25 protein-coding genes are annotated in these 25177 nt (G+C 74.0%); 15 read left to right on the forward strand and 10 right to left on the reverse strand.

Translation table 11 applies throughout. The features are described 5' to 3' along the window. Positions 1 to 26 precede the first annotated feature (26 nt). From AD017_RS31460 to AD017_RS37615, 6 genes are all read right to left on the reverse strand, one after another. Positions 27 to 830 (reverse strand): ABC transporter permease, encoded by an 804-nt coding sequence (locus AD017_RS31460; protein WP_060577308.1) that lies wholly within the window; start codon positions 828 to 830, stop codon positions 27 to 29. Next, entirely contained in the window at positions 827 to 1996 is a 1170-nt protein-coding gene (locus tag AD017_RS31465) for an ABC transporter substrate-binding protein (protein WP_060577309.1), read from the reverse strand. Before AD017_RS31465 ends, AD017_RS31460 begins: the two co-directional genes overlap by 4 nt. Beyond that, entirely contained in the window at positions 1993 to 2712 is a 720-nt protein-coding gene (locus AD017_RS31470; protein WP_060577310.1) for an ABC transporter ATP-binding protein, read from the reverse strand. The genes AD017_RS31465 and AD017_RS31470 overlap by 4 nt, the downstream gene beginning before the upstream one ends. Next, positions 2688 to 3704 carry an acyl-CoA dehydrogenase family protein gene (locus AD017_RS31475; protein WP_145984170.1) on the reverse strand — a complete coding sequence of 339 codons (1017 nt, stop codon included), beginning with the start codon at positions 3702 to 3704 and terminating at the stop codon, positions 2688 to 2690. The genes AD017_RS31470 and AD017_RS31475 overlap by 25 nt, the downstream gene beginning before the upstream one ends. A 5-nt stretch (positions 3705 to 3709) precedes the next feature. After that, positions 3710 to 4246, reverse strand: coding sequence for a DUF4242 domain-containing protein (locus tag AD017_RS31480; protein WP_060577312.1), 537 nt, complete (start codon positions 4244 to 4246; stop codon positions 3710 to 3712). Between the two features lie 180 nt (positions 4247 to 4426). After that, positions 4427 to 4516 (reverse strand): putative leader peptide, encoded by a 90-nt coding sequence (locus AD017_RS37615; protein ID WP_369821713.1) that lies wholly within the window; start codon positions 4514 to 4516, stop codon positions 4427 to 4429. 59 nt (positions 4517 to 4575) lie between these two features. Here AD017_RS37615 and AD017_RS31485 point away from each other — a divergent pair, with 59 nt between their 5' ends. Continuing rightward, positions 4576 to 5145 (forward strand): TetR/AcrR family transcriptional regulator, encoded by a 570-nt coding sequence (locus AD017_RS31485; RefSeq protein ID WP_145984169.1) that lies wholly within the window; start codon positions 4576 to 4578, stop codon positions 5143 to 5145. 56 nt (positions 5146 to 5201) lie between these two features. On the opposite strand, the gene AD017_RS31490 is transcribed toward AD017_RS31485, so the two are convergent. Genes AD017_RS31490 through AD017_RS31500 form a run of 3 tightly spaced genes read right to left on the reverse strand, consistent with a single transcriptional unit; the run spans position 5202 to position 7874 of the window. After that, positions 5202 to 6011 carry an ABC transporter ATP-binding protein gene (locus tag AD017_RS31490; RefSeq protein ID WP_060577314.1) on the reverse strand — a complete coding sequence of 270 codons (810 nt, stop codon included), beginning with the start codon at positions 6009 to 6011 and terminating at the stop codon, positions 5202 to 5204. After that, on the reverse strand, positions 5992 to 7032 hold the full coding sequence (locus tag AD017_RS31495) for an ABC transporter substrate-binding protein (protein ID WP_060577315.1): 1041 nt from the start codon (positions 7030 to 7032) through the stop codon (positions 5992 to 5994). The genes AD017_RS31490 and AD017_RS31495 overlap by 20 nt, the downstream gene beginning before the upstream one ends. After that, positions 7029 to 7874, reverse strand: a complete 846-nt coding sequence (locus tag AD017_RS31500) for an ABC transporter permease (RefSeq protein ID WP_060577316.1) — start codon at positions 7872 to 7874, stop codon at positions 7029 to 7031. The genes AD017_RS31495 and AD017_RS31500 overlap by 4 nt, the downstream gene beginning before the upstream one ends. A 615-nt stretch (positions 7875 to 8489) precedes the next feature. On the opposite strand from AD017_RS31500, the gene AD017_RS31505 reads away from it, so the two are divergent. From AD017_RS31505 to AD017_RS31570, 14 genes are all read left to right on the forward strand, one after another. Further along, entirely contained in the window at positions 8490 to 9857 is a 1368-nt protein-coding gene (locus AD017_RS31505) for an NtaA/DmoA family FMN-dependent monooxygenase (protein WP_060577317.1), read from the forward strand. A 171-nt stretch (positions 9858 to 10028) separates the two neighbouring features. Continuing rightward, the gene (locus AD017_RS31510) at positions 10029 to 11228 is read left to right on the forward strand and encodes an acyl-CoA dehydrogenase family protein (RefSeq protein ID WP_060577318.1); all 1200 of its coding nucleotides are present in this window, start codon (positions 10029 to 10031) and stop codon (positions 11226 to 11228) included. 237 nt (positions 11229 to 11465) lie between these two features. After that, the gene (locus AD017_RS31515) at positions 11466 to 12245 is read left to right on the forward strand and encodes an ABC transporter ATP-binding protein (protein ID WP_060577490.1); all 780 of its coding nucleotides are present in this window, start codon (positions 11466 to 11468) and stop codon (positions 12243 to 12245) included. A 17-nt stretch (positions 12246 to 12262) separates the two neighbouring features. Further along, positions 12263 to 13285, forward strand: coding sequence for an aliphatic sulfonate ABC transporter substrate-binding protein (locus AD017_RS31520; RefSeq protein WP_060577319.1), 1023 nt, complete (start codon positions 12263 to 12265; stop codon positions 13283 to 13285). Beyond that, positions 13282 to 14127, forward strand: a complete 846-nt coding sequence (locus AD017_RS31525) for an ABC transporter permease (RefSeq protein WP_082538457.1) — start codon at positions 13282 to 13284, stop codon at positions 14125 to 14127. The genes AD017_RS31520 and AD017_RS31525 overlap by 4 nt, the downstream gene beginning before the upstream one ends. A 267-nt stretch (positions 14128 to 14394) precedes the next feature. Further along, positions 14395 to 15663, forward strand: coding sequence for an ROK family protein (locus AD017_RS31530; RefSeq protein ID WP_060577320.1), 1269 nt, complete (start codon positions 14395 to 14397; stop codon positions 15661 to 15663). A 308-nt stretch (positions 15664 to 15971) separates the two neighbouring features. Beyond that, positions 15972 to 16931, forward strand: a complete 960-nt coding sequence (locus AD017_RS31535; RefSeq protein ID WP_060577321.1) for a TauD/TfdA family dioxygenase — start codon at positions 15972 to 15974, stop codon at positions 16929 to 16931. A 132-nt stretch (positions 16932 to 17063) separates the two neighbouring features. After that, positions 17064 to 18158, forward strand: a complete 1095-nt coding sequence (locus AD017_RS31540; protein ID WP_060577322.1) for an ABC transporter substrate-binding protein — start codon at positions 17064 to 17066, stop codon at positions 18156 to 18158. After that, on the forward strand, positions 18158 to 18967 hold the full coding sequence (locus AD017_RS31545) for an ABC transporter ATP-binding protein (RefSeq protein WP_060577323.1): 810 nt from the start codon (positions 18158 to 18160) through the stop codon (positions 18965 to 18967). Before AD017_RS31540 ends, AD017_RS31545 begins: the two co-directional genes overlap by 1 nt. Further along, positions 18964 to 19842, forward strand: a complete 879-nt coding sequence (locus tag AD017_RS31550; protein ID WP_060577324.1) for an ABC transporter permease — start codon at positions 18964 to 18966, stop codon at positions 19840 to 19842. The genes AD017_RS31545 and AD017_RS31550 overlap by 4 nt, the downstream gene beginning before the upstream one ends. Continuing rightward, positions 19842 to 21194 carry an LLM class flavin-dependent oxidoreductase gene (locus tag AD017_RS31555; RefSeq protein WP_060577325.1) on the forward strand — a complete coding sequence of 451 codons (1353 nt, stop codon included), beginning with the start codon at positions 19842 to 19844 and terminating at the stop codon, positions 21192 to 21194. Before AD017_RS31550 ends, AD017_RS31555 begins: the two co-directional genes overlap by 1 nt. A 58-nt stretch (positions 21195 to 21252) precedes the next feature. Beyond that, positions 21253 to 22473 carry an MFS transporter gene (locus AD017_RS31560; protein WP_227012939.1) on the forward strand — a complete coding sequence of 407 codons (1221 nt, stop codon included), beginning with the start codon at positions 21253 to 21255 and terminating at the stop codon, positions 22471 to 22473. Positions 22474 to 22489: 16 nt separating this feature from the next. Then, a complete protein-coding gene (locus tag AD017_RS31565) occupies positions 22490 to 24109 on the forward strand; it encodes an FAD-dependent oxidoreductase (protein WP_060577326.1) in 1620 nt (539 codons plus the stop codon). Continuing rightward, positions 24106 to 24459, forward strand: coding sequence for a ferredoxin family protein (locus AD017_RS31570; protein ID WP_060577327.1), 354 nt, complete (start codon positions 24106 to 24108; stop codon positions 24457 to 24459). Before AD017_RS31565 ends, AD017_RS31570 begins: the two co-directional genes overlap by 4 nt. A gap of 58 nt (positions 24460 to 24517) precedes the next feature. Here the strand turns inward: AD017_RS31570 and AD017_RS35670 are convergent, their stop codons facing one another. Beyond that, positions 24518 to 24688: a hypothetical protein gene (locus AD017_RS35670; protein WP_168172336.1), complete on the reverse strand. Its 171-nt coding sequence runs from the start codon at positions 24686 to 24688 to the stop codon at positions 24518 to 24520. Between the last annotated feature and the right edge of the window lie 489 nt (positions 24689 to 25177).

The following is a 25177-nucleotide window of genomic DNA, read 5'->3' on the forward strand; positions in this document are numbered from 1 at the left end:
GTCGCCCACCTGTGCCCGGGCCCACCTCACGCCCGGGGCGAGGACGCCCCCGCACCCAGCAGCCGTCGTGCGAGGGTGTCGAGGGCGTACCCCAGCGCGCCGATCACCAGGATCACCGCCATCACCTTGTCGTAGGCCAGCTGGTCGCGGGAGTTGAGGATCTCGTAGCCGAGCCCGGAGGTGACGCCGAGCATCTCGGCGGGGACCAGCACGACCCAGCCGATGCCCAGGGCGAGCCGCACCCCGGTGAGCAGGTGCGGGCGGACGGTCGGCAGCACGATCGTCGTCAGGATCTCGCGACGGCTCGCGCCCAGCGAGCGCGCGACGAGGGTGAGCTGCGGGTCGACGGCACGGACCCCAGCGACGACGTTGAGCACGATCGGCCAGACGGCGGCCGCGGCGACCAGGAACACCACCGGGCGGTGACCGATCCCGAACACCCCGATCGCCACCGGTGCCCACGCCAGCGGTGAGATCATCCGCAGGAACTGGAACACCGGCCGGGTCCCCTGTTCCAGGAGCACCGATGAGCCGACGGCGAGCCCGACGGCGACACCGAGCACCCCGGCGACGAGCAGCCCGAGCAGCAGCCGCCAGAGGCTGGTGGCGATGTCTCCGGCGAGCACACCCTCGGCGGCCAGGACCCCGATCGCCGGGATCGCGTTCTGCGGCGCGAACGCGCGCACCAGGCTGTCCGGGCCGGACGGCACCGTGGTGACCAGCCACCAGATCCCGACGGCCACCAGGGTCCCGGCAACCGGGGCGAACAGGGCCGCGGACCTGGCGGGCACGTCGGACCGGGCCGGGCGGGATGCTGCGACGGTGCTCATACGGCGGTCACGTCCTCGGTGCGGGTGAGCGAGGCGGGCAGGCCGAACGCGGCCGGCCCACCGTGGGCGTCGATGCTGCGGCGGACGAAGCGGTCGTCGGTCAGGTCCGCGTGGACCGCGGCAGGGTCGAGCCCGTCCAGGAACGAGGTGTCGCCGTCGACGACGGTCTCGCGCATCGTCTCGACCAGCTTCTGCGTGTAGCCGGGGAACGGGAACGGCTCGAAGCCGATCCGCTCGCCGTGCCAGTCCGGCCGCAGCGGCGACCGGGCGGGCTGGTCCAGTGCGCGGGTGATCGCGGGGAGGGGCTGGGGCAGGTAGCGGCCGGTCGACAGCACCGACGCGGCCTCGGCGCGGGCGCCGTCGATCCACCGCTGGGCCCCGGTGACCGCGTCGGTGATGCCCTGCACCGCAGCGGGATCGGTGTCGACGAGCCCCTGCCGGACGACGACCACGCAGCAGGCGTGCCGGCGCCAGCTGTCGCCGACGAACCGGGCGATCCGGCCGACCTTCCGGATCTCGGCGGCCGCGTTGAACGGGTCGGCGACGATGTACCCGGCGACCCGCCCGGTGTCGAGCGCGGGGAGCATGTCGGCGGGGCTGAGAACGACCAGCCCGACCGTCCCGTCGCGGGCCGAGGGCTGCTCACGCACCACGGGCCGCAGCCCGGCGCCGCGCAGCATCCGCTGCAGCATCACGTTGTGGATCGACCACCAGAACGGGATCGCGACCTGCTGCCCCGCGAGCTCGGCGAGCTCGCCGACCCGGGGAGCGACCGTGAGCGCCGAGCCGTTGGTGTGGCCCCAGGCGATCATCCGGATCCGCGCACCGAGCGCGTAGCGCAGCTGCACCGCGAACGGCATGAGCAGGTGCACCACGTCGACCTCGTCGGCGAGGAAAGCCTGGGCGAGCGACTCCCAGCCGCGGAACAGCACGGGCCGCTGTGCCTCCAGGCCCGCCGCGGCGAACCGGCCCTGGGCGTGCGCGACCAGCAGGGGCGACGCGTCGGTGATCGGCAGGTACCCGATGCGCAGACCGGTGCCGGTGCGGGCGGTGCTGCGGCCCGCCGTGGCGAGGTCGGCGATCCCGGCGACCCCGCCGCCGACCGCGGCGACCGCACCCGCTCCCGCGGCGGCGCGCAGCAGCGTGCGCCGGTCGACCGGGCTCACCGGGCGCCCACCGCCTGGGACCGGTACCCGGCGAGCACCTCGTCGCGCAGCGGGTGCCCGCCGGGCGCGGCGGAGGGTTCCGGGGTCCAGCGCCCGCCGATGCCGCCGGCACCGTCGAGGGCCGCGACGTGCGTGCCGAGGTAGAGGGCCTCGTCGACGTCGTGGGTGACCAGGACCAGGGTGAGCCCCTCGGACTCGGCGAGCTCGCGCAGCCATACCTGCAGCTCCGCCCGGGTCGCCGGGTCCAGCGCGCCGAACGGCTCGTCGAGCAGCAGCACGTCGGGGCGGATCGCCATCCCCCGGGCGATCGCCACCCGCTGGGCCTGACCACCCGAGAGCGCCGCGGGCAGGTCGTCGGCGTGCGCGGACATGCCGAGCCGCTCCAGCAGCGCGCCGGCGTGCCCGGAGTCGTAGCGGCCCCGGTTGGCGCGGTAGCGGCCACCGAGCCCGACGTTGTCCCGCACGGTCAGCCACGGCAGCAGCAGCGGTTCCTGGAACACCGTCGCGGTGACGGGGTCGCCCGGCCGCTCGACCGTCCCCGCGTCCGGTTCCTCCAGCCCGGCGAGCAGCCGCAGCAGCGTCGACTTCCCGCTCCCGGTCGGGCCCAGCACGATCTGCCGGGCGCCCCGGCCGACCTCCAGGTCGACGCCGTCCAGGACGGTCCGTGGTCCGTAGCGGCGGACGCCGCCGTTCAGCGCAAGCGCGACAGTTCCCACCGCAGGTGTCCTTCCGTCGGTGCCTGGACAGGGAGGAAGGCGCCCTCGCGCAGCCGGCGGGCCACGTCGCTCCCGGCCACGTAGCCCGCGCCGCCGCGGACGACGGACTCGATCCGGGTGGCGTCGGTGGCCGTCGTCGCCGCGTCCAGGCGCAGGCGCAGCAACTCGGCCGGGCCGGCCGCCGAGGGATCGGCGGCCAGGGTGTGCAGGCGCCCGTGGACGTCGGCCGCACGGTCCGCGACGGCCGCTGCGTCCGGGGCCAGGGGCGCGGACACCCCGGTCGCCGCCTCGACGGCCGCACCGGCCGACCGGGTCGCCAGCCCGCTGCAGAACGCGCTCTGGACCAGCAGGAACGTCGGCCGGATCGCCCCGACGAAGGCCGGGAGGTCGGTGGCGAGCACCGCCTCGGGAGGGACCCGTACGCCGTCGAGCCGGACCGAGGTGGATCCGGTGCCGTTCAGGGCGAGCAGGACGGGCCGCGGCGCGCGGTGCACCCCTGCGTCGGCCGTGGAGATCCGCACGACGGCCCGGTCGTCGCCGGGGCCGAGCCGGACCGGGAGGACGACCACGGCGTCGTCGAACAGGTTCGACGCCCACCGGATCGGTCCGTCGAGGACGAGCCCGCCGTCCGGCGCCGGGGTCGCGACCACGGGGACCGGTTCGAGGCCGGCGAGGTCCCGCAGCGCCGGGGCCATCGCGGTGGCCCCGATCGTGGTGCCCCGCCGCACCCCGTCGAGGAGCGTCCCGTCGGGGCGGGCCGCCCGTGTCAGGTACTCGAACGCCATCCGCTGGGCCCAGGTCGCGAACGCGGAGCTCATGCACTCCCCCGCGATCCGTTCCACCAGTGTCACCGCGTGCGCGGCGCCGGACCCGGGTGGCGCGAGGAGGTCGGCGTCGCCGAGCCGGCGCAGGCCGGTGCGGACGTCGTCCTCGCCGCGGTCGACCGGCCCCGCCGCCTCCCGGAACCAGGTGTCGACTCCGGTGTCTGCCACGGCCGTCACCGGTCCTCCCCAGCCAGGGTGTGCAGCCGGTCGATCGGGGTGTCGACGGCCTTGCGGCCCCGCACGACGTCCTCCTCGCCGGGGGCGTCGTAGAAGCACAGACACTTCGCCATGTCCTCGCGGACGTAGGTGCGCAGGAAGCTGACCTCGGGGACGTCGGCGTAGCGCGGCGCCTTCGCCTCCTTCCGGGCGAGGTAGGTGTCCATGTCGAGGCCGTCGGGCAGGTCCCACTCGACGAGGTAGCCCGCACGCGGGCGGGCGGCCTTCAGGGCCCCGAGGTCGGCGCCGACCAGGCGGACCTCGTCCGGCCCCGCGGAGCCGGCGACGCCGGGGAGGCCGTCGAACCGGCCCGCCAGCACCCCGGCGTCCGGTGCCTCGACGACGGCGAACACGCGGTCGTGCGCACCCGTCACCTGGGACTCGATCAGGGTGCCGCCGGCGGCCGTGGCGGCCCGGTCGACGGCCGGGAGCAGCGCGTCGACCGCGGGACGACCGGCGGTGGCGGGGACGAACTCGAGCAGGAACAGCGACATGACGACCTCCGGATCGGCAGGACACGCGCGTGGACGACGGCGCCCGCGGATCCCGCCGTGGCGTGCGGCCGGGAACCGGCGGCAGGACGGCTGCGGGAGCGAGCGCCGCGGACGGGGCCGACGTCGGACGCGGCGGCAGGGGCGGGCACGCGCCGTTCGGACCGGCGCGAGGCAGGCCGGTCAGGCCTGCGGCGAGGAGCCGGGACAGGCGGCCGCGATGACCCTGAGCAGGTCGACGTGGCGGCGCTTCACCAGCCGGAACGTCCTCACACGACGCACCATAACAGACCGACCGGTCTATCTGTCTACGGTCGGTCTATGCTGGGTCCGTGCCGATCTCCACCGCAGCCGGGCCCGCCGAACGCCTGCTCGACGCGGCCGGGCGGCTCTTCGACCGCGAGGGCATCCGCGCCGTGGGCATCGACCGGGTCATCGCCGAGGCCGGTGTCGCGCGGGCCAGCCTCTACCAGCATTTCGGGTCGAAGGACGCCCTGGTCACCGCCTACCTCGGGCGCGCCGACCACGCCGACGCCGAGCGCTACCGGCGGGCCGTGCGCGGCCTCGCCGACGACCCGGCGGCCCGCATCGGCGCCGCGTTCGACGTCGCCGCCTCGACCGCGCGCCGGCGGGACTACCGCGGCTGCCGCTACCTCAACGCCGCCACCGAGTTCCCGGAACCCGGCTCGCCGGTCGCCGGCGTGGTCGCCGGTCACCGGGCACGCCAGCGCGCCGCCTTCCGTGAGGCGCTCGTCCAGCTCGGACATCCGGACCCGGACGAGACGGCGGCCCGGATCCAGCTCGTCTACGACGGGGGCCTCGCCGGGTCCAAGGCGGAGCGCGGTGTCGACCCGATCCGGCGCGCCGCCGCGCTCGCCGCAGCACTGGCCGACCCGTCCTGACCCCGGCGGCCGCACCGTGCCCGGTGCCGCAGCGACACCGGGCACGGCGGACGGGATCAGGCCGCCGCCTCCTTCACCGCCGCGCCGACCCGCGCCCGCAGCTCGGCGAACTCCGGGGACCCGCGGAGGCCCTCGGCGTCGACGCCGGAGCGGGGCAGGTCGATCCGAAGGTCCAGCGCGACCGTCCCCGGACGGGCGGTCAGCACGACCACGCGGGAGCCGAGGAACACCGCCTCGTCCGCGGAGTGCGTGACGAACACGCTGGTCCGGCCGGTCTCGTGGCTGACCCGGCGCAGGTCGTCCTGCAACCGCTCGCGGGTGAGCGCGTCGAGCGCCCCGAACGGCTCGTCGAGGAGCAGCAGGTCCCGGTCCGCGGCCAGCGCCCTGGCGATCGCGACCCGCTGCTGCTGGCCGCCGGAGATCTCCCAGATCCGCCGGTCGGCGACACCGGAGAGCCCGACCCGCTCCAGCAACCCGTCCCGGGCGACGGCCCGGTCGGCGGGACCGACGCCCGCGTAGCGAAGGGCCAGGTCGATGTTGCCCCCGACCGTGCGCCACGGGAACAGCCGCGGCTGCTGGAACACCACGCCGGCCCCGACACCCGGCTCGGGATCCCGACCGGCGACGCTCAAGCCGCCCTCGGCGGGCCGCTCGAACCCGGCGACCAGACGCAGCAGGGTGGACTTGCCGCAGCCGGACGCCCCGACCAGCACGAGGAACTCCCCCGGCACGACGGTGAGGTCGAGCGGGCCCAGCGCCTGCACCCGCTCCCGGCGGCCCGGATAGGAGTGCCCCAGCCCGCGCGCCGCGATGGCGGGCGTCCCGGCGACCGCCCCGGTCGTGGTGTCAGCCTGCGGCGAGGACATCCGGGAGCCCCTTCGTGTAGATCGCGTCCTGGAACGTCGCCAGATCCGGTGCGGCCGGGATCTGCTTCTGCTCGGCGAGGAACTGCGCCGCGCTCTGCAGGTTCTGGGCGAGGTTCCCCGGCTGCCCGTCGACGCCCAGCCACTCGGCGGAGGTGAGCTCCTGCTCGGACAGGAACACCCCCTGCTCCAGCTGGGACGCGGCGTCCTGCGGGGTGGTGCCGATCTCGGCCGCGACCGCCTGCGCGGCGGCCTGCGGGTCGGCGCGGACGGTCTCCAGCGCCCGGGCCTCGACCTGGCGCCAGGCGTCGACGACGTCCGGGTGCTGCTCGGCGAACGGCCGGGACACCACGCCGAGGTCGAGCGTCGGCTTGCCCGCGGTGGCGAGCTCGCGGCTGGTGACCAGTGTCGTGCCCGTCTTCCGCAGCTCGTCGAGGGTCGGCAGCCAGGTGTAGACGGCGTCGACGTCGCCGCGCTCCCACGCGGCCAGCGCGGCCTGCGGCTGCAGATCGACCAGCCCCACGTCGGAGGGCGTCAGACCGCCCCGCTCCAGAGCGGCGAGCAGGCTGTAGTGCGAGGTGGAGGCGAACGCGGTGGCGACCCGCTTGCCGCGCAGTCCCGCGACGTCGGTGACGCCGGTGCCGTTGCGGGCCACGAGGGCCTCGTTGTCGCCGGCGACGTCGAGCACGAACGCGACCTGGTACGGGATGTCCAGCGGTGCGGACAGGCCGCGCGCGACCGGGCTGGAGCCGATCGCGCCGAAGTCGAGCTCCCCGGCGACGAAGGCGGTGTTGATGTCCGCCCCGGAGTCGAACTTCGTCCACTGCACGTTCCAGTCCGGGAGTGCCTCCTCCAGCCAGCGGTTGTGCTTCGCGACGAGGTCACCGCTGGGGAAGCTCTGGTAGGCGATACGGATGGTCGGCTTCCCCGCCTCCTGCCCGGCGGGGCCGATGGCGCACGCGGACAGGGACAGCAACGCGACCAGCGCGGTGGCGATCGCCGCCACGGTCGGACGGATCCTCATGCTCGTCCCCTCCACGGAACGGTGCGGCGCTCGACGGCGCGCAGCAGCGCGTCGATCACCAGGCCGGAGATGCCGATCGCGAAGATGCCCACGAGCACGACCGGGGTGTTGTTGTAGTTGCTGGCGTCCTTGACCATCCCGCCGATCCCGGGGATGCCGTTGAACAACTCGGCCGCGACGACCGAGGAGTAGGCGATGCCGACCGCGAGCCGGATGCCGGTGAAGGTCTCCGGCAGCGCGGCCGGGACGATCACGTCCCGCACGACCTGGCCGCGGGTGGCCCCGAGTGCGCGGGCGGCCTCGATCAGCCCCAGCGGGGCGGCGGCGACCGCGGCCGTCGTGGCGACGGCGGCGGGCGGGAACGCGGCCAGCGCCAGCAGCGTGACCTTCGGGGCCTCGTCGATGCCCAGCCAGATCACGAGCAGGAAGAAGTACGCGAGCGGCGGCAGCGCCCGCAGGAACGTCAGCCACGGCTCCAGCACCCGCCGGACCCAGCCGACCGTGCCCATGAGCAACCCGACCAGCACCCCCGCGACCACACCGAGGACGACGCCGCCGAGCACCCGGCGCAGCGTCATGTAGAGGTGCTCCCAGAGCAGGTAGCCCTGGTAGCCGCGGACGCCGTCGTGGACGGTCGAGACCTCCACCAGCGACCGCCACACGGTCGACGGGTACGGCACGAAGGTCTCGTTCCAGATCCCGCTCGCGGCGGCGACCTGCCAGACGACGAGGAAGACGAGCAGGGACAGCACGGGCAGCAACGCCGTGCGGGGATCGGACCGGGGACGCGCGCGGCGCCGGCCCGGTGGTGCGGCACGTGCCGCGTCGGCGGGTACGGACATGGGTGGAGGGCCTCTCGACGGCACGGGCGGGCCGCGTCGGCACCGGTGCGGACCGGCGCCGACGGGTTCGGCGGGGACGGCGTGCGGACACGCCGGGTCGCGCGGTCGAGGGCTCGCACAGGAGGGCTCGCCGGTCACACCGGGGCTGGCCTCACGGCCGGGGGCCCGCGACGACGGCGGGGGCCCGGCACCCGTCGGGTGGGAGGCGGAGGATCAGCGACAGCCGACCGTGCACAGACGGCACAGATCCAGCGTGATCCGCCGGGTCAGGCACGTGTGTGGCACGGATGAAGAATGGCCGGGACCTCCCGTCCTGACAAGGTCCCGGACTGTCGTGATCCTTACGCGCCGGACCCGTAACGCCCCGGGCGGGTACGGGCCAGGGCGGGCGACGACGTTCGGCAACCATGCACCGGACACCATTCCTTCCCACATCGCGGGAGCGTGTCCGCGGAATCGTACGGACAGCACCACCGCCATTGTCCGGAATACCCGGACAGTGGGACGCGCGAGGCTTCGCTCTCATTGACACCGGAACCGGCACATTCCTAGTGTCGCCGGTACGGAAACCGACCGGCGCCCATAACCATCCCGACGATCTGCGCCTAGGACATCGTGCCCGGAATACTCCACTTCAACGGCTTCGAGATGAACACGCCGAGCCACATGAATCACGGCATGTGGGTCCACCCGGACAACAACCGGCACCGTTACACCGATATCGACTACTGGACCGGGACCGCACGACTGCTGGAACGCGGCCTGTTCGACGCGCTGTTCCTCGCCGACGTCGTCGGCACCTACGACGTCTACGGCAGCAGCCGCGACGCCGCCCTCGAACGGGGCGTCCAGTCCCCCAACAACGATCCGTTCCTGCTCGTACCGGCGATGGCGGCGGTGACCCGCGACCTGGGTTTCGCGGTCACCTTCACGACCACCTACGAGCCGCCGTTCGGCAACGCCCGGCGCTTCTCCACCCTCGACCACCTCACCCGCGGCCGGGTCGCCTGGAACGTCGTGACCGGCTACCTCCCGGACGCCGCACGGAACTACGGTCTCGATGCCGCCGTCGGCCACGATGACCGCTACGAGCGCGCCGAGGAGTTCCTGGAGGTCTCCTACAAGCTCTGGGAGGGCTCCTGGGACGACGACGCGGTGGTGCGGGACCGGGCACGGCGCCGCTACAGCGATCCGGCGAAGGTGCACGAGGTGGGCCACCGCGGCGCCCACTTCACCGTCGACGGCCCGCACCTGTCCGAGCCGTCCCCCCAGCGGACCCCGGTGATCTACCAGGCGGGGTCCTCGGACCGGGGCCGCGACTTCGCCGCCCGGCACGCCGAGGCGATGTTCGTCGGGGCCCGTACCGAGGACGAGGCCCACTCGGTGGTCGCGTCGACCCGCGAGCTCGCCGTCGCCCACGGTCGTACGCCGGACGACATCCGGTTCCTGACCGGGCTGAACGTGATCGTCGCCGAGACCGACGCCGCGGCACGGGCGAAGCTCGAAGACTTCCTGCGCTACCGCGACACCGTCGGCTACCTGGTCCACTTCGGTGGCGGGACGGGCGTCGACCTGGCCGCGCACGGCGCCGAACAGCTCCTCGGCTTCCGGGCGCGCGGACACATCGAGTCCAACGAGCGCTCGTTCGCCGACAAGCGGGCTCGCGAGGTAGTCGACTTCTACGACGACCCGACCGCGGACCCGTTCCTGGTCGTCGGCTCACCGACCCGGGTGGCCGACCGCATCGAGGAACTCGCGGACTCGATCGGTCTCGACGGGTTCAACCTGATCCAGTACCTGTCCCCGGGCACCTTCGCCGACTTCGTCGAGCTGGTCGTGCCCGAGCTGCAGCGCAGAGGCCGCTACCGCACCTCCTACGAAGAGGGCGAGACGCTGCGCGAGCGCCTGCTCGGAGCCGGTCCACGGCTGTCCCCGCACCATCCCGGCGCGGGGTTCCGCCGCGACGCCGTGACCGGCCGGTGACCCGGTACGGGACGACCCCCGTCCGACTGCCGGCGGCGGGTGCGCGATGTCGGCGGCCGGCGTCGGACCCGAACCGACGGTGCGGGTCCGACTCGGCGACCGCACCCCACAGTCCCCGCACCCCGCGCTGACGGTCCCGTCGTCGCGCGCCGCGACCCCGAGGAGCCCACCGTGACCAGCACCGCCCTGCCCACCGACTCCGCACGGTTCACCGAGGTGTTCGCCCGCATCGCCGACGGCGCACTCACCCGGGAGGCCCGGCGCGACCTCCCCCACGACGAGGTCCGCGCGCTCGCAGCGGCCGGGTTCACCGCACTCACCGTGCCCCGCGAGCTCGGTGGTTCCGGCGCGTCGGCCACCGAGCTGTTCGCACTGCTCGTCGAGCTGGCAGCGGCGGACTCGAACCTGCCCCAGCTGCTGCGCGCGCACTTCCTGTTCGTCGAGACGGTGCTGCAGGACCCGCACTACCCCGACCGCGACGAATGGCTCCGCCGGGTCGCCACGGGCGACGTCGTCGGCAACGCCAGCCACGAACGCGGCGCCGCGACCACCGGGTCCCTGGCCACCCGCCTGCGCCACGACGGCGGCCGCTACCGGCTCGACGGCGAGAAGTACTACAGCACCGGGGCCCTGTTCGCGGACTGGATCGTCGTCACCGCCCAGGACGAGGACGACCGCTTCGCCCGGGTCGTGCTGCCCACCACCGCCGAGGGCGTCGAACTCCGCGACGACTGGGACGGGTTCGGCCAGCGCCTGACCGGCAGCGGCGCCACCGTGTTCCGCGACGTCACCGTCGACCCGGCCGCCGTGCACGTGTTCACCGGCACCGGGACCCGCACCCTGCACACCGCGTTCCTGCAGAACGTACTGCTCGCCTCCCTGGCCGGCGTCGCTCAGGCGGCGGTGCGCGACGCCACCGGGTTCGTCCGCTCACGCACCCGCACCTACAGCCAGGGCGCCGGTGCCACCGCGGCGACCGACCCGCTGGTCCAGGCCGTCCTCGGCCGGCTCTCCGCCGACGTCACCACCGCGGAGGCGGTCGTCCTCGACGTCGCCCGGGCCATCGACCGGGCACGCGGCCCGATCCTGGCCGGCCTCCCGGACAACGACGCGATCCAGGCCGCGGAGCTGCGAGCGGTGCAGGCCCAGGTGACCGTCACCGAGCTCGTCCAGCGGGTCACGACCCGCCTGTTCGACGTCGGCGGCGCGTCGGCGACCTCGCTCGGGCGCGGCCTGGACCGGCACTGGCGCAACGCCCGCACCCTCTCCTCGCACAACCCGGTCGTCTACCAGGAGCGGGCGATCGGCGACCACCTGTTGAACGGCACGGAGCTGACCTACTTCTGGGCGACAGGACAGGCCACTCTCTGACACGGAGCGTGCCCGCGAACCGGACGAACATCACGTTCCGGTTCACGCCAACGTCACTCGAACGTAGACTCCGTGACGTGGTGCACATGGGGAGCGGCGTCCTTCTGGTCGGCCGCGCGTGGCTCGACCTCGGGCACACCGCGAGCGCCACCTGTCCGGCGTGACACCGACCCGCCCGTTCCCTCCCGTGGACAGGACACGCCTGTGCAGACCACCACCTGGGCCGAACCTGCCTCCGTGCAGCTCAGGTCCGCCGGACGCCGCTTCGACACCACCGCCGGCGGCTCCCGCACCGTGCTGCGGGACATCGACCTCGACATCTCCGCCGGAGAGGTCGTCGCGCTGCTCGGCGCGTCCGGATCCGGCAAGTCCACGCTGCTGCGCCTCGTGTCCGGGCTCGACCTGCCCACCAGCGGGAAGATCCTCGTCGACGGCGAGCCGGTCTCCGGCGTCCAGGACCGCGCGGCGGTCGTGTTCCAGGAGCCCCGCCTGCTGCCCTGGCGCACCCTCGCCGAGAACGTCGCGTTCGGCCTGCCCGACCGCACACCGCGCGCCGACCGGACCACGGCCGTGGAGCGCGCGCTGGCCTCGGTCGGTCTCGCGGACTTCGCCGGCTACCGGCCGCGCGCCGTGTCGGGCGGCATGGCCCAGCGGGCAGCCCTGGCGCGTGCCCTGGTCCGTGCCCCCGGTGTGCTGCTGCTCGACGAACCCTTCGCCGCCCTGGACGCGCTGACCCGGCTGCAGATGCAGGACCTCGTCGAGGACCTGCAGCGGGTCTCCGGCGCGACGATCCTGCTGGTGACCCACGACGTCGACGAGGCCCTGTACCTCGCCGACCGGATCGTCGTCATCGGCTCGTCGGAGTCGGGCGAGGGTGCGCAGATCGTGCACTCGCTGACCCCGCCGCAGGCCCGGCCCCGCGACCGCGCCGACACGGGGGCGTCGGCGCTGCGTGCCGACCTGCTGACCCGCCTCGGCGTCCCGACCCACCATCCCCGCGTCCCCGAGCAGCGATGAACCACCGGAGCCGTCCCATGCGCCTCGCCCGAACGCTCGTCCTGCTCGTCGCGCTGGCCGTCCTGGGGGGCTGTGCCGCCGGCGAGAACGCCGACGGCACCGTCTCCCCCGGCGGCGGCGGCGGCACGAAGGTGCGCCTGGACTACGCGTACTACAACCCCGAGAGCCTGGTGATCAGGAAGCAGGGCTGGCTGGAGCAGGAGCTGGGACCCGGCTCGGTCGAGTGGGTCCTGTCCCAGGGCAGCAACAAGGCCAACGAGAACCTGCGCGCCGGGGTCGTCGACATCGGGTCGACCGCGGGGACACCGGCCCTGCTCGCCCGGGCCAACGGCTCCCCGATCCGCTCCATCGACGTCTACAGCCGACCCGAGTGGTCGGCGATCGTGGTCGGCCGGGGCTCCCCGATCACCGGCCCGGCGGACCTGCGGGGCCGCAAGGTCGCCGTCACCCAGGGCACGGACCCGTACTTCTTCCTCGTCCAGGCCCTGCAACAGGCCGGTCTGGACCGCGACGACGTCGAGATCGTCAACCTGCAGCACTCCGACGGCCGGACCGCCCTGGAGCGGGGCGACGTCGACGCATGGGCCGGCCTCGACCCGTTCATGGCCCAGAGCGAACTCGACGCCGGATCGACGCTGATCTACCGCAACCTGGACTTCAACTCCTACGGCCTGCTCAACGCCGACGAGGCGTTCCTCGAACGCGATCCCGACACCGCCGCCGCGGTGGTCCGCGCCTACGAGCGGGCCCGCGCGTGGATCCTGGAGAACCCCGACGACGCCGTCGCAACCTTGGCCGAGGCCGCGAGCATCAGCCCGGACGTCGCGCGCACGCAGCTGCTCGAACGCACCCGCGTCGACATCGACCCGGTCCCCGGCGACGCGCAGCGCGCCGTGCTGGAACGGCTGGTGCCGGTCCTGGTCTCCGAGGGCCTCGTCCGCTCCGAGCAGGACACCCGCACCGCGCTCGACACGCTCTTCGAACCACGCTTCGCCCAGGAGGCGGCCGGTACCCGCGCCGACGGGACGGCCGGACCATGACGATCACCAGCACGCCCGGGACGACGGGGACGACCGGGGCACCGACCGGCCCCGGCGGGCCCGGCCCCGCACCGCGGACCGGCCGGCGACGCCGCCTGCTGTCCACCCTCGCGGCCGGGCTCGTCGTGCCGTTGCTGCTGCTGGTCGGCTGGCACCTGCTCGCCACGTCGGGCCGGTTCTCCCCCGCGCAGCTCCCCACCCCGCTGGAAGTTGTCGCGGCGCTCGGCGAGCTGGCCGGGCGCGGCGAGCTGTGGCAGCACATCGCGATCAGCGTGCAACGGGTGCTGCTCGGGTTCGCCGCCGGCGCCGGGATCGGACTCGTGCTCGGCGGGCTCGTCGGGCTCTCGGCCCGCGTGCGCACCGTCCTGGGACCCACCGTCCAGGCCCTGCGGGCGGTCCCGTCGCTGGCCTGGGTCCCGCTGCTCCTGCTCTGGCTCGGCATCGGAGAGACGCCGAAGGTCACGCTGGTCGCGATCGGCGCGTTCTTCCCCGTCTACACCACCGTCGCAGCCGCGCTGGAGCACGTCGACAGCCGGCTCGTCGAGGTCGGACGTGCCTACGGCCGTTCCGGGCTGCGACTGTTCCTACAGGTCCAGCTCCCGGCGATCGCACCCCCGGCGCTGTCGGGCCTGCGGCTGGGCCTGGCCCAGGGCTGGCTGTTCCTCGTCGCCGCCGAGCTCATCGCCTCCTCGATCGGGCTCGGGTTCCTGCTGATCGACAGCCAGAACACCGGCCGGACCGACGTGCTGCTGCTCGCGATCGTGCTGCTGGCACTGCTGGGCAAGGCGACCGACGCCGTGCTCGGCGTGGCCGAGCGCGCACTGCTCCGTCGGTGGACATGACCCGCGAACCGGTCACGGCGTCCCCGGACTTCGGGACACCCGGTGTGACGGCAGCCACTGGTGCACCTCGTCGGGGTTTGTCACGATGTGGCGCGATGGCCCAGTCAGCGACTCTGCGTGAGCGCCGCCATGTCGACCTGCGTCGGCAGGCGAGCGCGATCTGTGGGTGGCACGGCTAGGGCCGACGCCCCACTCCCCCGGGACGGTGGCCGGCCCGGCCGTGCGCGCGACCGCACATCCACCACCTCGCGCCCCGGAGAACCCGCCATGCCCGCGTTGCGGCCCCGCACGACCCCGGTCCCGTCCCCCCGTGCCGCGGCTCCCGCCGTCCCGCTCGGCCGCCGCAGTGCCAGCGCCGCCGCGGTGCTGCGGTGCATTCTCGCCGACGGCCCGGTCGCCCGCAGCACCGTCGCCCGCAGCACCGGGATGAGCGCAGCGGCCGTCACCCGGCTCTACCAGGACCTCGCGGCCCGCCGGCTGGTCCGTGACCTCCCCCTCCGCTCACCACGGCCCGGTCTGGGACGGCCGCACGAACCGGTGGACGTCGACGACCGGTACTGGGTCGCGGCCGGCCTGCACGTCGCCGTGCCGCACAGCACCGTCTCCGTCACCGACCTGCGGGGCAGGGTCCTGGCACGCGAGGTGGTCCCGCACCAGGGCACGACGCCCTCGGCCGTCCTCCGGCGGGCGGCCGACCGGCTCGCGGCGCTCCTGCCATCCGGTTCCGACGACCGGGCGCCGCTCGGGGCCGGGCTGACCAGCGGGGGCCGGGTCGACAACGTCAGCGGGGACATCGTCGTGCACGACCTGCTCGGCTGGCGCGACGTGCCGGCCGCGCGGCTCGTCGCCGACCGCCTCGGTCTCCCGGTCCGGGCCGAGAACCACGCCCACGCCCTCACCCGGGCCGAGCTGCTGTTCGGCGCCGCCCGTGACCGCGCCGGACGCAGCGCGGTCACCCTGTTCGTCGGGAACATGATCGACGCCGCCCTCTCGACCGGTGGCGTCGTCCACCACGGTCCGGGCACGACCGCCGGCGAGATCGCCCACCTCCCGCTCGGCGATCCCACGGTCCGCTGCGCGTGCGGCCGCTCCGGCTGCCTGCAGGCCACCGTGTCGGACCGGGCGATGGGGGAACGCGCGGCAGCCGCCGGCATCGTGGCGGAACCGTCCTTCGACGGCCTGGTCGCCGCGGCCCGAGCCGGGGAGCCACCCGCCGTGGCGCTGTTCCGGGAGCGGCTACGCCTGGTCGGGCGGGCCGCGGCGGTCCTGCTGGACCTGGTCAACCCGGACGTGCTGGTCGTCGTCGAGGGCGGGATCGGGCTGCTGCCCGAGATCGCACCGCTACTGCTGGCCGACCTGCACACCGAGGTCGCCGGTGGCTCCTTCACCTGCACCGAGCCGGACCGGGTCGTCGTCCCGGGGAGCTTCGGCGCCGATGCGCTCGCCGTCGCCGGGACGGCGAGCGTCCTCGACGCCGTGTACACCCACCCCCTCGAGCTCCCCGAGGAAGCGGTACCGCATTCGGCACCGGCTTAATTTCCATCATCGCAAAATTGACACCAGGACAACGGGACCGCACGATCGAATGGTGAGGATCGCAGGCCACGGCGACAACCGGACCGCACCGGTATCCGATTGTCGCCGCCCGTGTCCTCCCCGTTGATTCCGACGCACGTCGCCGGTTGACCACGACTCACACCTCCGCAGCACGGACGCCGTCGTCCCGCTCCCGGACCTCGTCGCACGACGCCGCCCCCGGATGATTCCGGCCGCACCGTCGCCTTTCCGCCAACCCTTTCCAGCGCCTGTCGCGCTGCCCTCTCCTCCTGTTTCGAGGGAGCATCATGACCGCCACCGCCGAGCACCCCCAGACAGGCTCCGCACTCGATGTCCGGCCCGTCGCCGGGCACATCGGGGCCGAGATCCACGGCGTCGACCTGCGGCACGCACTCGACGACGCCACCGTCGCCGCGATCCGGGCGGCGCTGCTGCGCCACAAGGTCGTCTTCTTCCGCGACCAGCCGCTCGACCACGACCAGCAGATCGCCTTCACCGCCCGCTTCGGGAAGGTGACCCCGGCCCACCCCTACCGCTACGACAACGGCGACGCCGGCCGCACCCACCCGGAGATCCTCGCCGTCGACAGCAGGCTCTACGCGGCCCGGGCCGGGGCCCGGCGCTACAGCTACGCGAGCTTCTGGCACACCGACGTGGCCGCCCTGGTCAACCCGCCCGCCGCGACCGTACTGCGCTCCGAGATCGTCCCGCCCTACGGCGGGGACACCACCTGGACGAATCTGGTCGCCGCCTACGAGGGGCTACCCGAACCGCTGCAGCGCTTCGTCGAGGGTCTGCGTGCCGAGCACCGGTTCGGTGGTCGCGCACCGCGCTGGGAGAACGGCAGCGAGTCCGAGCGGCTCGTCGCCGAGGCCCCGATCGTCTCCGAGCACCCCGTGGTGCGGGTACACCCCGAGACCGGCGAGCGGGCGCTGTTCGTCTCCCCCGGCTTCACCAGCCGGATCGTGGGGTTCGCCGCCGCGCAGAGCGACCGGCTGCTGGACCTGCTCTTCGACGAGATCACGAACCCCGCGTACACGGTGCGGTTCGGCTGGCGGCCGGACAGTGTCGGCTTCTGGGACAACCGGGTCACCGCACACCTGGCCCCGACCGATCTCGACCACCTCGACGTCACCCGGGTGCTCTACCGCACGACCATCGAGGGCGACGTCCCGGTCGGCGTCGACGGCGTCGCGTCGCGGTCGATCTCGGGCGAAGCGTTCCGCGCGGCGGGATCGAGGACGTGAGCACGCGCGTCCCGGCCGGGCCGGGCCCGTGCCACGCCCGCGCCGCCACCGGCTGATCCCTACCGGTCCCCACGCCGCACCCGTCGCGCCACGGGTGGGCGCCACCCACGTCGTCCCGGACAAGGAAGCACCGTGCCCACGCACCAGCGTCCCCGCCCCCGTCCCGCCGTCCCGTGGGCCCGCCGCCCGCGGGTCCTCGCCGCACTCGTCACCGCCGCCGCGCTCGTCCTCGCCGGTTGTGGCACGGGCGCCGACACCGCACCCGCCGCCGACGGCGCCCCCGAGACCGCCACCCTGCGCTACCAGGGGAGCCCGAACGCGGTGACGCTCGCCGAGCTCGCCGAGGACCTCGGCTACCTCGAACCCCTCACGCTCGAGTGGGTCGGCAACACCACCAGCGGCCCGCAGGACATCCAGTCCGCGGCCACCGGTCAGGTCGACTTCGGCGGCGCCCACGGCGGCGCCGTCGCCAAGCTGATCCAGTCCGGCGCCCCGGTCACCGCGGTGATCAACTACTACGGGGTCGACCAGCAGAACTTCAACGGCTACTACACCCCGGAGGACAGCCCGATCCGCACCGCGCGGGACTTCATCGGCAAGAAGGTCGGCGTGAACACCGCCGGGGCGCACGCCGAGGCCGTCCTCGACACCTGGCTGAAGCAGAACGGCCTGACTCCCGAGGAGATCGACCAGGTCGAGCTCGTCGTGGTGCCACCGATCAACACCGAGGAGAGCCTGCGCCGCGGACAGATCGACGTCGGCTCACTCGGCGGTGTGCTCCAGGACCGAGCCGTCGCGGCCGGCGGTCTGCGACCGGTGTTCCGCGACCTCGACCTGCTCGGCGAATCCAACAGCGGCCAGATCGTCATCCGCGACGACTTCCTCGAGGAGAACCCGCGAAGCGCCGAGATCCTGGTGACCGGGATCGGCAAGGCGATCGAGTGGACGAAGACCACCCCGCGCGAGCAGGTGATCGCCCGCTTCACCGAGATCATCCAGCAGCGCGGGCGCAACGAGAGCACCGAGAACCTCCAGTACTGGAAGAGCTACGGGGTCCCCGCCCGCGGTGGCGTGATCAGCGACCGCGACTTCGAGCAGTGGGAGCCCTGGCTCAAGGAGAGCGGCGCGATCCCGGGCGACCTCGACATCCCGTCGCTGTATGACAACCGGTTCAACGGCTACCGCGACGGGCAGACCCCCGCGGGCGCACCCGGAGGTACGACCTGATGAGCACCTCGATCAGCCTGCGCGGTGTCGGCCACACCTTCCCCGCCCGCGACGGCGGCCGACCGTTCACCGCCCTGGCGGACGTGTCCCTCGACGTGGCCGCCGGCGAGTTCGTCGTCCTCGTCGGACCCAGCGGCTGCGGCAAGTCCACCCTGCTCGACCTGATCGCCGGCCTCTCGCCCGTCACCCGGGGCGAGGTGCTGCTCGACGGCCGCCCCGTCACCGGCCCCGGCCTGGACCGCGGCGTCGTGTTCCAGCAGTACGCGTTGTTCCCCTGGCGCACCGCACTGGCCAACGTCGAGTTCACCCTCGAGGCCAAGGGCCTCAACCGCCGCGACCGCACCCGCGTCGCCCGGGACGCGCTCGACCTCGTCGGGCTCCACGGCTTCGAGCAGCGCTACCCGCACGAGCTGTCCGGGGGCATGAAGCAGCGAGTCGCGATCGCCCGCAGCCTCGCCTACGAACCCGAGGTGCTGCTGATGGACGAGCCCTTCGCGGCACTCGACGCCCAGACCCGGGAGAACCTGCAGGACGAGCTCCTGCGGATCTGGCGGCGCACCGGCACCACGGTCGTCTTCATCACCCACGGCATCGACGAGGCCGTCCACCTCGGACAGCGCGTCGCCGTCATGACCTCCCGGCCGGGGCGCATCAAGCAGGTCCTCGACATCGACCTCGAACGACCGGCCGACACCGACACCGACCTGCGGTCAGAACCGGAGTTCGCTCGCTACCGCCGCGAGGTCTGGGAACTGCTGCACGACGAGGTCCGCGCCGCGGGCCGGCTGGAGGGGGCGGGCACACGATGAGCACCGCGACCACCGCCACGACGTCCACGACCGCCGGGAACGCGACCGGCCCGGACACCCCCGCCACCGCCCCCGGCCCCGCGGCCGGGACCGGCGGCTCCACCACACGGGCACGACGCACGCTCGGCGTGCTGCGCCGGATCGCCACCCGCAGCGTCGCCGTGCTGGCCTTCCTCGCAGTCTGGGAGACCGCACCCCGGATCGGCCTGGTCGAACAGATCTGGCTGCCGCCGTTCAGCACCGTGGCCGGCGCGATCGGCTCGCTGCTCGCCGACGGCTCCCTGATCGAGCACATCGGGGTCAGCCTGCAGCGCTCGCTGTCGGGCTTCATGATCGCGATCGCGATCGCGGTACCACTCGGACTGATCATCGCCTGGTACCGCCCGCTGGCCGACATCCTCGACCCGCTGCTGGAGATCTTCCGCAACACCGCCGCGCTGGCGCTGCTGCCGGTGTTCACCCTGATCCTGGGCATCGGCGAGCTGTCCAAGGTCTCGCTGATCGTGTTCGCCTGCGTCTGGCCGATCCTGCTCAACACCATCAGCGCGGTCCGCGACGTCGACCCGCTGCTGGTCAAGTCGGCGCGCTCGGTGGGACTGTCGAGTCCGCGGCTGTTCCAGAAAGTGATCCTCCCCGCGTCGATACCGACGATCTTCACCGGGATCCGGCTGGCCGGCGCGGTATCGATCCTCGTGCTCCTCGCCGCCGAGATGGTCGGCGCCAAGGCCGGGCTCGGCTACCTGATCAACTCGGCCCAGGTGAACTTCCTGATCCCCGAGATGTACGCCGGGATCGTGACCGTCTCGGCGATCGGCGTCGGCTTCAACTACGTACTCGTGCGCGTCGAGCGCCGGTTGTCCCGCTGGAGGATCTGATGGCCCCCGAACTGCACCTCAACGCGTTCATCCACCCCGCCGGTCACCACGAGGCCGCCTGGCGGCACCCGGCGACCACCCCCGACCGCGTCCTCGACGCCGACTACTACCACGCGATCGCCCGCACCGCGGAGGACGCGGCGTTCGACGCGATCTTCTTCGCCGACATCCCGGCCGTCACGCCGAACGTCGCGCACAACACCGTCGGCGGGCTCGACCCGATCACCCTGCTCGCCTCGATCGCCGCGGCCACCTCCCGGATCGGGCTGATCGCGACCGCGTCGACCACCTACTACGACCCCTACAACCTGGCGCGGCTGTTCGCCTCCGTGGACCACCTCAGCAAGGGCCGCGCCGGCTGGAACATCGTGACCACCGCACTCGACGCCGCCGCAGCCAACTACGGCCTCGACGCCCACCCGGACCCGGCCGAGCGCTACGCCCGGGCGACCGAGTTCCTCGAGGTGGTCACCAAGCTGTGGGACGGCTGGGAGGACGGGGCGGTCCTCCTGGACCGGGCAGGCGGCCGCTACGCCGACCTCGACCGCATCCACCCCGCCGACCACGTCGGCCCCCGGTTCCGGGTGCGCGGCCCGCTGACCGTGCCGCGCTCCCCGCAAGGCCACCCGGTGCTGGTACAGGCCGGGTCGTCCAACGACGGCCGCGCCTTCGCCGCCCGCCACGCCGAGGCGATCTTCACAGCGCACCAGCGGCTGGTCGACGGCCAGGCCTTCTACCGCGACGTCAAGGACCGGGCCGCCGGCTACGGGCGCGTCCCCTCCGACGTCGCGGTCCTGCCCGGCATCAGCCCGTTCATCGGCGACACCGAGGAGGCCGCACGCGCACTGGAACGCGAGTTCGACGAGCTCACCGTGCCCGAGTACGGCCTGCGCCAGCTGGAGGGGCTCACCGGGGTGCGGCTCACCGAGGCGGCCCTCGACCGGCCGGTGCCCGACGAGCTGTTCACCGGTGCCGGGGACGTCACCGACAACGCCCGCAGCCGGCTGCAGGTGATCGCCGGGATCGTCGAGCGCGAACGGCCGACCGTGCGCGGGCTGCTGCACCGCCTCGCCGGCGCCCGCGGGCACCGGGTCGTCACCGGCACCGCCGAGCAGGTCGCCGACACCATCGAGGAGTGGTTCACCCACGGCGCTGCCGACGGGTTCAACGTGATGCCGCCCTTCTACCCGGGCGGGCTGGAGCTGTTCACGTCCCGGGTCGTGCCGCTGCTGCGCGAACGCGGCCTGTTCCGCACCGGCTACACCGGCACCACCCTGCGCGAGCATCTCGGACTGCGACGGCCGCCCGGCCGCTACGCAGCCGCCGAGCAGGACGGCGCGGTCGGGGCGTGAGCCCCCGACCGGGCGCCCGGGACGCCGCGGCGGCGCGACCGCGGCGGCGGGCCGCCGGGTGAGCGTCGGCGGGGCGCCTCCCGGCGGCCGTGCCACACCGACCGGGCTCGACCACTCGCTGCGCCCGTTGCTGTGGACGGTGTACCTGCCCGCCGCGATCTACGGGGTCGGGCAGGGCGCCGCCGCCCCGGTGATCGCGCTGACGGCGCGGGACCTGGGCGCCTCGGTCGGGGTCGCCGGGCTGGCGGTCGCCGCGGTCGGCCTCGGGCTGCTGCTGGGCGACCTGCCGGCCGGCCGGATCGTGTCCCGCTTCGGCGAGCGGGCCGCGATCGTCGGCGGCAGCACCGCCGGGGCGCTGGGCGTGCTGCTGTGCCTGCTCGCGCCGACGGTCCCGGTGCTCGTCGCCGGGATCGTGCTGACCGGGCTGGCCAACGCCGTGTGGGGGCTGGCCCGGCAGGGCTACCTCGCCGAGGCGGTGCCGTTCGCACGCCGGGCCCGGGCGATGGCCGGACTCACCGCGATGATGCGGCTCGGGTTCTTCGCCGGCCCGTTCCTCGGCGCCGCGACGATCCTGCTGGTCGGGGTCCGCGGCGGGTTCGTCGTGCAGCTCGTCGCCGTCGTCGTCGCCGGGGTGCTGATGGCCCGGCTGCCCGACCCGCCGCGCCGCACCGCCGCCGGACCCGCCCCGACGATCCCGCAGGTGGTGCACCGGCACCGGCGGCTGCTCGGCACACTCGGCGCCGGTGCACTGCTCATGGGCGCGGCCCGCGCCTCCCGGGAGGCCGTGCTGCCGCTGTGGGCCGACCACCTCGGGCTCGACGCGGCCACCGCCAGCGTCGTCTTCGGGATCGGCGCGGCCGTCGACGTCGCCTGCTCCTACCCGGCCGGCCGGGTGATGGACCGATTCGGCCGGCGCATCGTCGCGGTGCCGTCGTTGCTGGTCATGGCGGTGTCCTACACCGTGCTCCCACTCGCGGCCGGGGTCACGTCGCTGGCCGTGGTCGCTGTCGTCATGGGGATCGGCAACGGCCTCGGCAACGGCGTGATCATGACCCTGGGCGCCGACGTCGCCCCCGCAGACACCCGGGCCGAGTTCCTCGGCGCCTGGCGGCTCACCCACGACGCCGGGATGTTCGCCGGACCGTTGTTCGTCGGGATGGTCGCGGCGGCCGGGCCGCTGGTGGTCGCTGTGGGCGCCCTCGGCGGCGTCTGCGCGCTCGGCGCGGCCGTCCTCGGCCGCTTCATCCCCGTGTACGCACCCTGGCCCACCCCCACCTGATGACCGGGAGGACCCCATGACCACGACACCGGACCCCGACACGCTGCGCGCCGACGTGCTCGTCGTCGGCGGCGGACCAGCCGGCACCTGGGCCGCGCTCGCCGCGGCCGCCACCGGCGCGACCGTCGTGCTCGCCGACAAGGGTCACTGCGGGTCCAGCGGCGCGACGGCCGCCGCCGGAACCGGCATCTGGTACGTCGGCCCCGACCCGGAGGACCGTGCACGGGCCAAGGCGTCGCGCGAGGCGCTGGGCGGTCACCTGGCCGAGCACCACTGGATGGACCGGGTCCTCGACCGGACCTACGAGCTGGTCGGTGACCTGGCCACCCGCGGCCGCTACCCGTTCCCGCGCGACGGCGACGGCCGCGAGATCCGGACTGGCGTCCAGGGGCCCGAGTACATGCGCCGGATGCGCACCCGGGTGCTGCGGGCTGGGGTCCGGGTGCTGGACCACAGCCCGGTCACCGAGCTGCTCGTCGACGCCGAGGGTTCGGTCTCGGGCGCCGCCGGGGTCCGGCTACGCCGAGGCGGGACCTACCGGGTGGAGGCCGGCGCCGTCGTGCTCGCCACCGGTGGGTGCGCGTTCCGGTCCGGCACGCTGGGCTGCCACCCGAACACCGGAGACGGCGCGCTGCTCGCCGTCGAGGCCGGAGCCGGGCTGTCCGGGATGGAGTTCTCCAACGCCTACGCGATCGCTCCGGCAGGCACGTCGCTGACCAAGACCGCGTACTACACCTACGCGACGTTCCTGCACGCCGACGGCACCGTGCTCGACGGAGCGGGCAGCACCCGCGGCCGGTCGACGATCGCCCGCGCGCTGCTCGACGAGCCGGTGTACTGCGTGCTCGACCGGGCCGACGACGACGTCCGCACCGCGATGCGGCTCGGCCAGCCGAACTTCTTCCTCCCGTTCGACCGGCTCGGGATCGACCCGTTCACCGAGCCGTTCCCGGTGACCCTGCTGCTGGAGGGCACCGTCCGCGGCACCGGCGGCGTGCACGTGACCGGCGACGACTGCTCCACCGGTGTCCCCGGCCTCTACGTCGCCGGCGACACCGCGACCCGCGAGCTGGTCTGCGGCGGGTTCACCGGCGGCGGGAGCCACAACGCGGCCTGGGCGATGTCGTCGGGCAGCTGGGCGGGCGACGGCGCGGCCCGCCACGCCCGCTGCCGGACCGGCGTCCGCCCGGTCCTGCGTCCCGGCGGCGACGCGGGCCTACGCCCGGGCGGCGCCCGCCCCGGCCCCGGGCCCCACGAGTCCGAGGTGGTGGCGGAGGTGCAGCGCCGGGTCCTGCCCTACGAGACCAACCTGTTCCGCACGGGTATCGGGCTCGCGGCGGCGCTGGCGGGGCTCGACGACGTCTGGACGCAGGTGCGTACCGCGCTGCGACCCGCCTCCCACTCCGCTCGTGACGTGCTGCGAGCCCGGGAGGCCGCGGCGATGACCGCACACGCCCGCTGGATGTACTCCGCGGCCCTGGCCCGCACGGAGTCCCGTGGCATGCACAGGCGCACCGACCACCCGGACCTCGATCCGGCCCAGCACCACCGCCTCCGCGTGCACGGACTCGACCGGATCACCCTCACCCCCTCGCCGGTCGGCGACCGCGAGCCCACCACGGCGGTGGTCCGGTGATCGAGATCGTCGACGCCGCCCGCTGCATCACCTGCGACCGATGCGTCGAGGTGTGCCCGACCAACGTCTTCGACACCGGCGACGACGGCGTCCCGGTCCTGGCCAGGCTCCACGACTGCCAGACCTGCTACCTGTGCGAGGCCTACTGCCCGGCCGACGCGCTCTACGTCAGCCCGGTGACCCACCCGTGCGCTCCCGTGCCGCCGGACGCCCTCGCCTCCGCGGGGCTCCTCGGTGGATACCGGTCGGCACTCGGCTGGGGCGCCGGCCGCCGGCTCGGCGCGCGGACGGCGATCGGCCCGCCGCTGCCCGCCGCCACACCACCGCGGCGGGGAGAGCCCGGTCGATGATCCCCGACCTGCGCATCGCCGTGAGCGTGCGACGCGGCCGATCCCCCAACGCACCGGATCACGTCGCGCCGGCGCCGCCGTCCAGGGTGTGGCCCGCGGCCCGGGTGGCGCGGCGCAGTGCCCGGACCGGTCCCGACACGTCGCCGTCCCGGGTGCACAGCGAGATCGGACCGTGCTCGATGTCGATGGCCGGGACGAACACGACGTCCGGATGCCGGTAGCTGTCCACACGGACGCTCCCGTGATGGCGATCGCGTTCCCGCGTCCGACGACCTCCGGCAGCTCGTCAACGGTGCCCACGCTCGGGCCGTAGCGGACCGGAACACCACTCGGACTCGGACCCACCAGGCCTGCCGCGCAGCATGTGTGCAGATCGACGCTTCACCCCCGACAGGACGCGGCGATACCTCGTGCCACATCGGCGCCAGCCTCGTCGGGCGGCCTGGCTGAACTTCATCGTCTATGAGTAGCTACGCATCGATACGAGGGCTAGCGGGTACATGGAGATGGCGTGTCACAACGCTGTGTCGCCAACTCGCGGTGAGGTGCCGTAACCGATGCCCACGATCAATACGTGTCTCATCGAGGCCATCTACCGATCGGAGCCCCCGCTGCCTTCCCGTCCCACCACCGGTACCGCCCGAGCCGGTACCCGATCCGCCGCCACCGCCGATCCCTGATCCAGAACCCGACCCTCCGCCGCCGCCAACACCGCCGG

This window comes from Pseudonocardia sp. EC080619-01, from assembly GCF_001420995.1.
Classification (GTDB): Bacteria; Actinomycetota; Actinomycetes; order Mycobacteriales; family Pseudonocardiaceae; genus Pseudonocardia.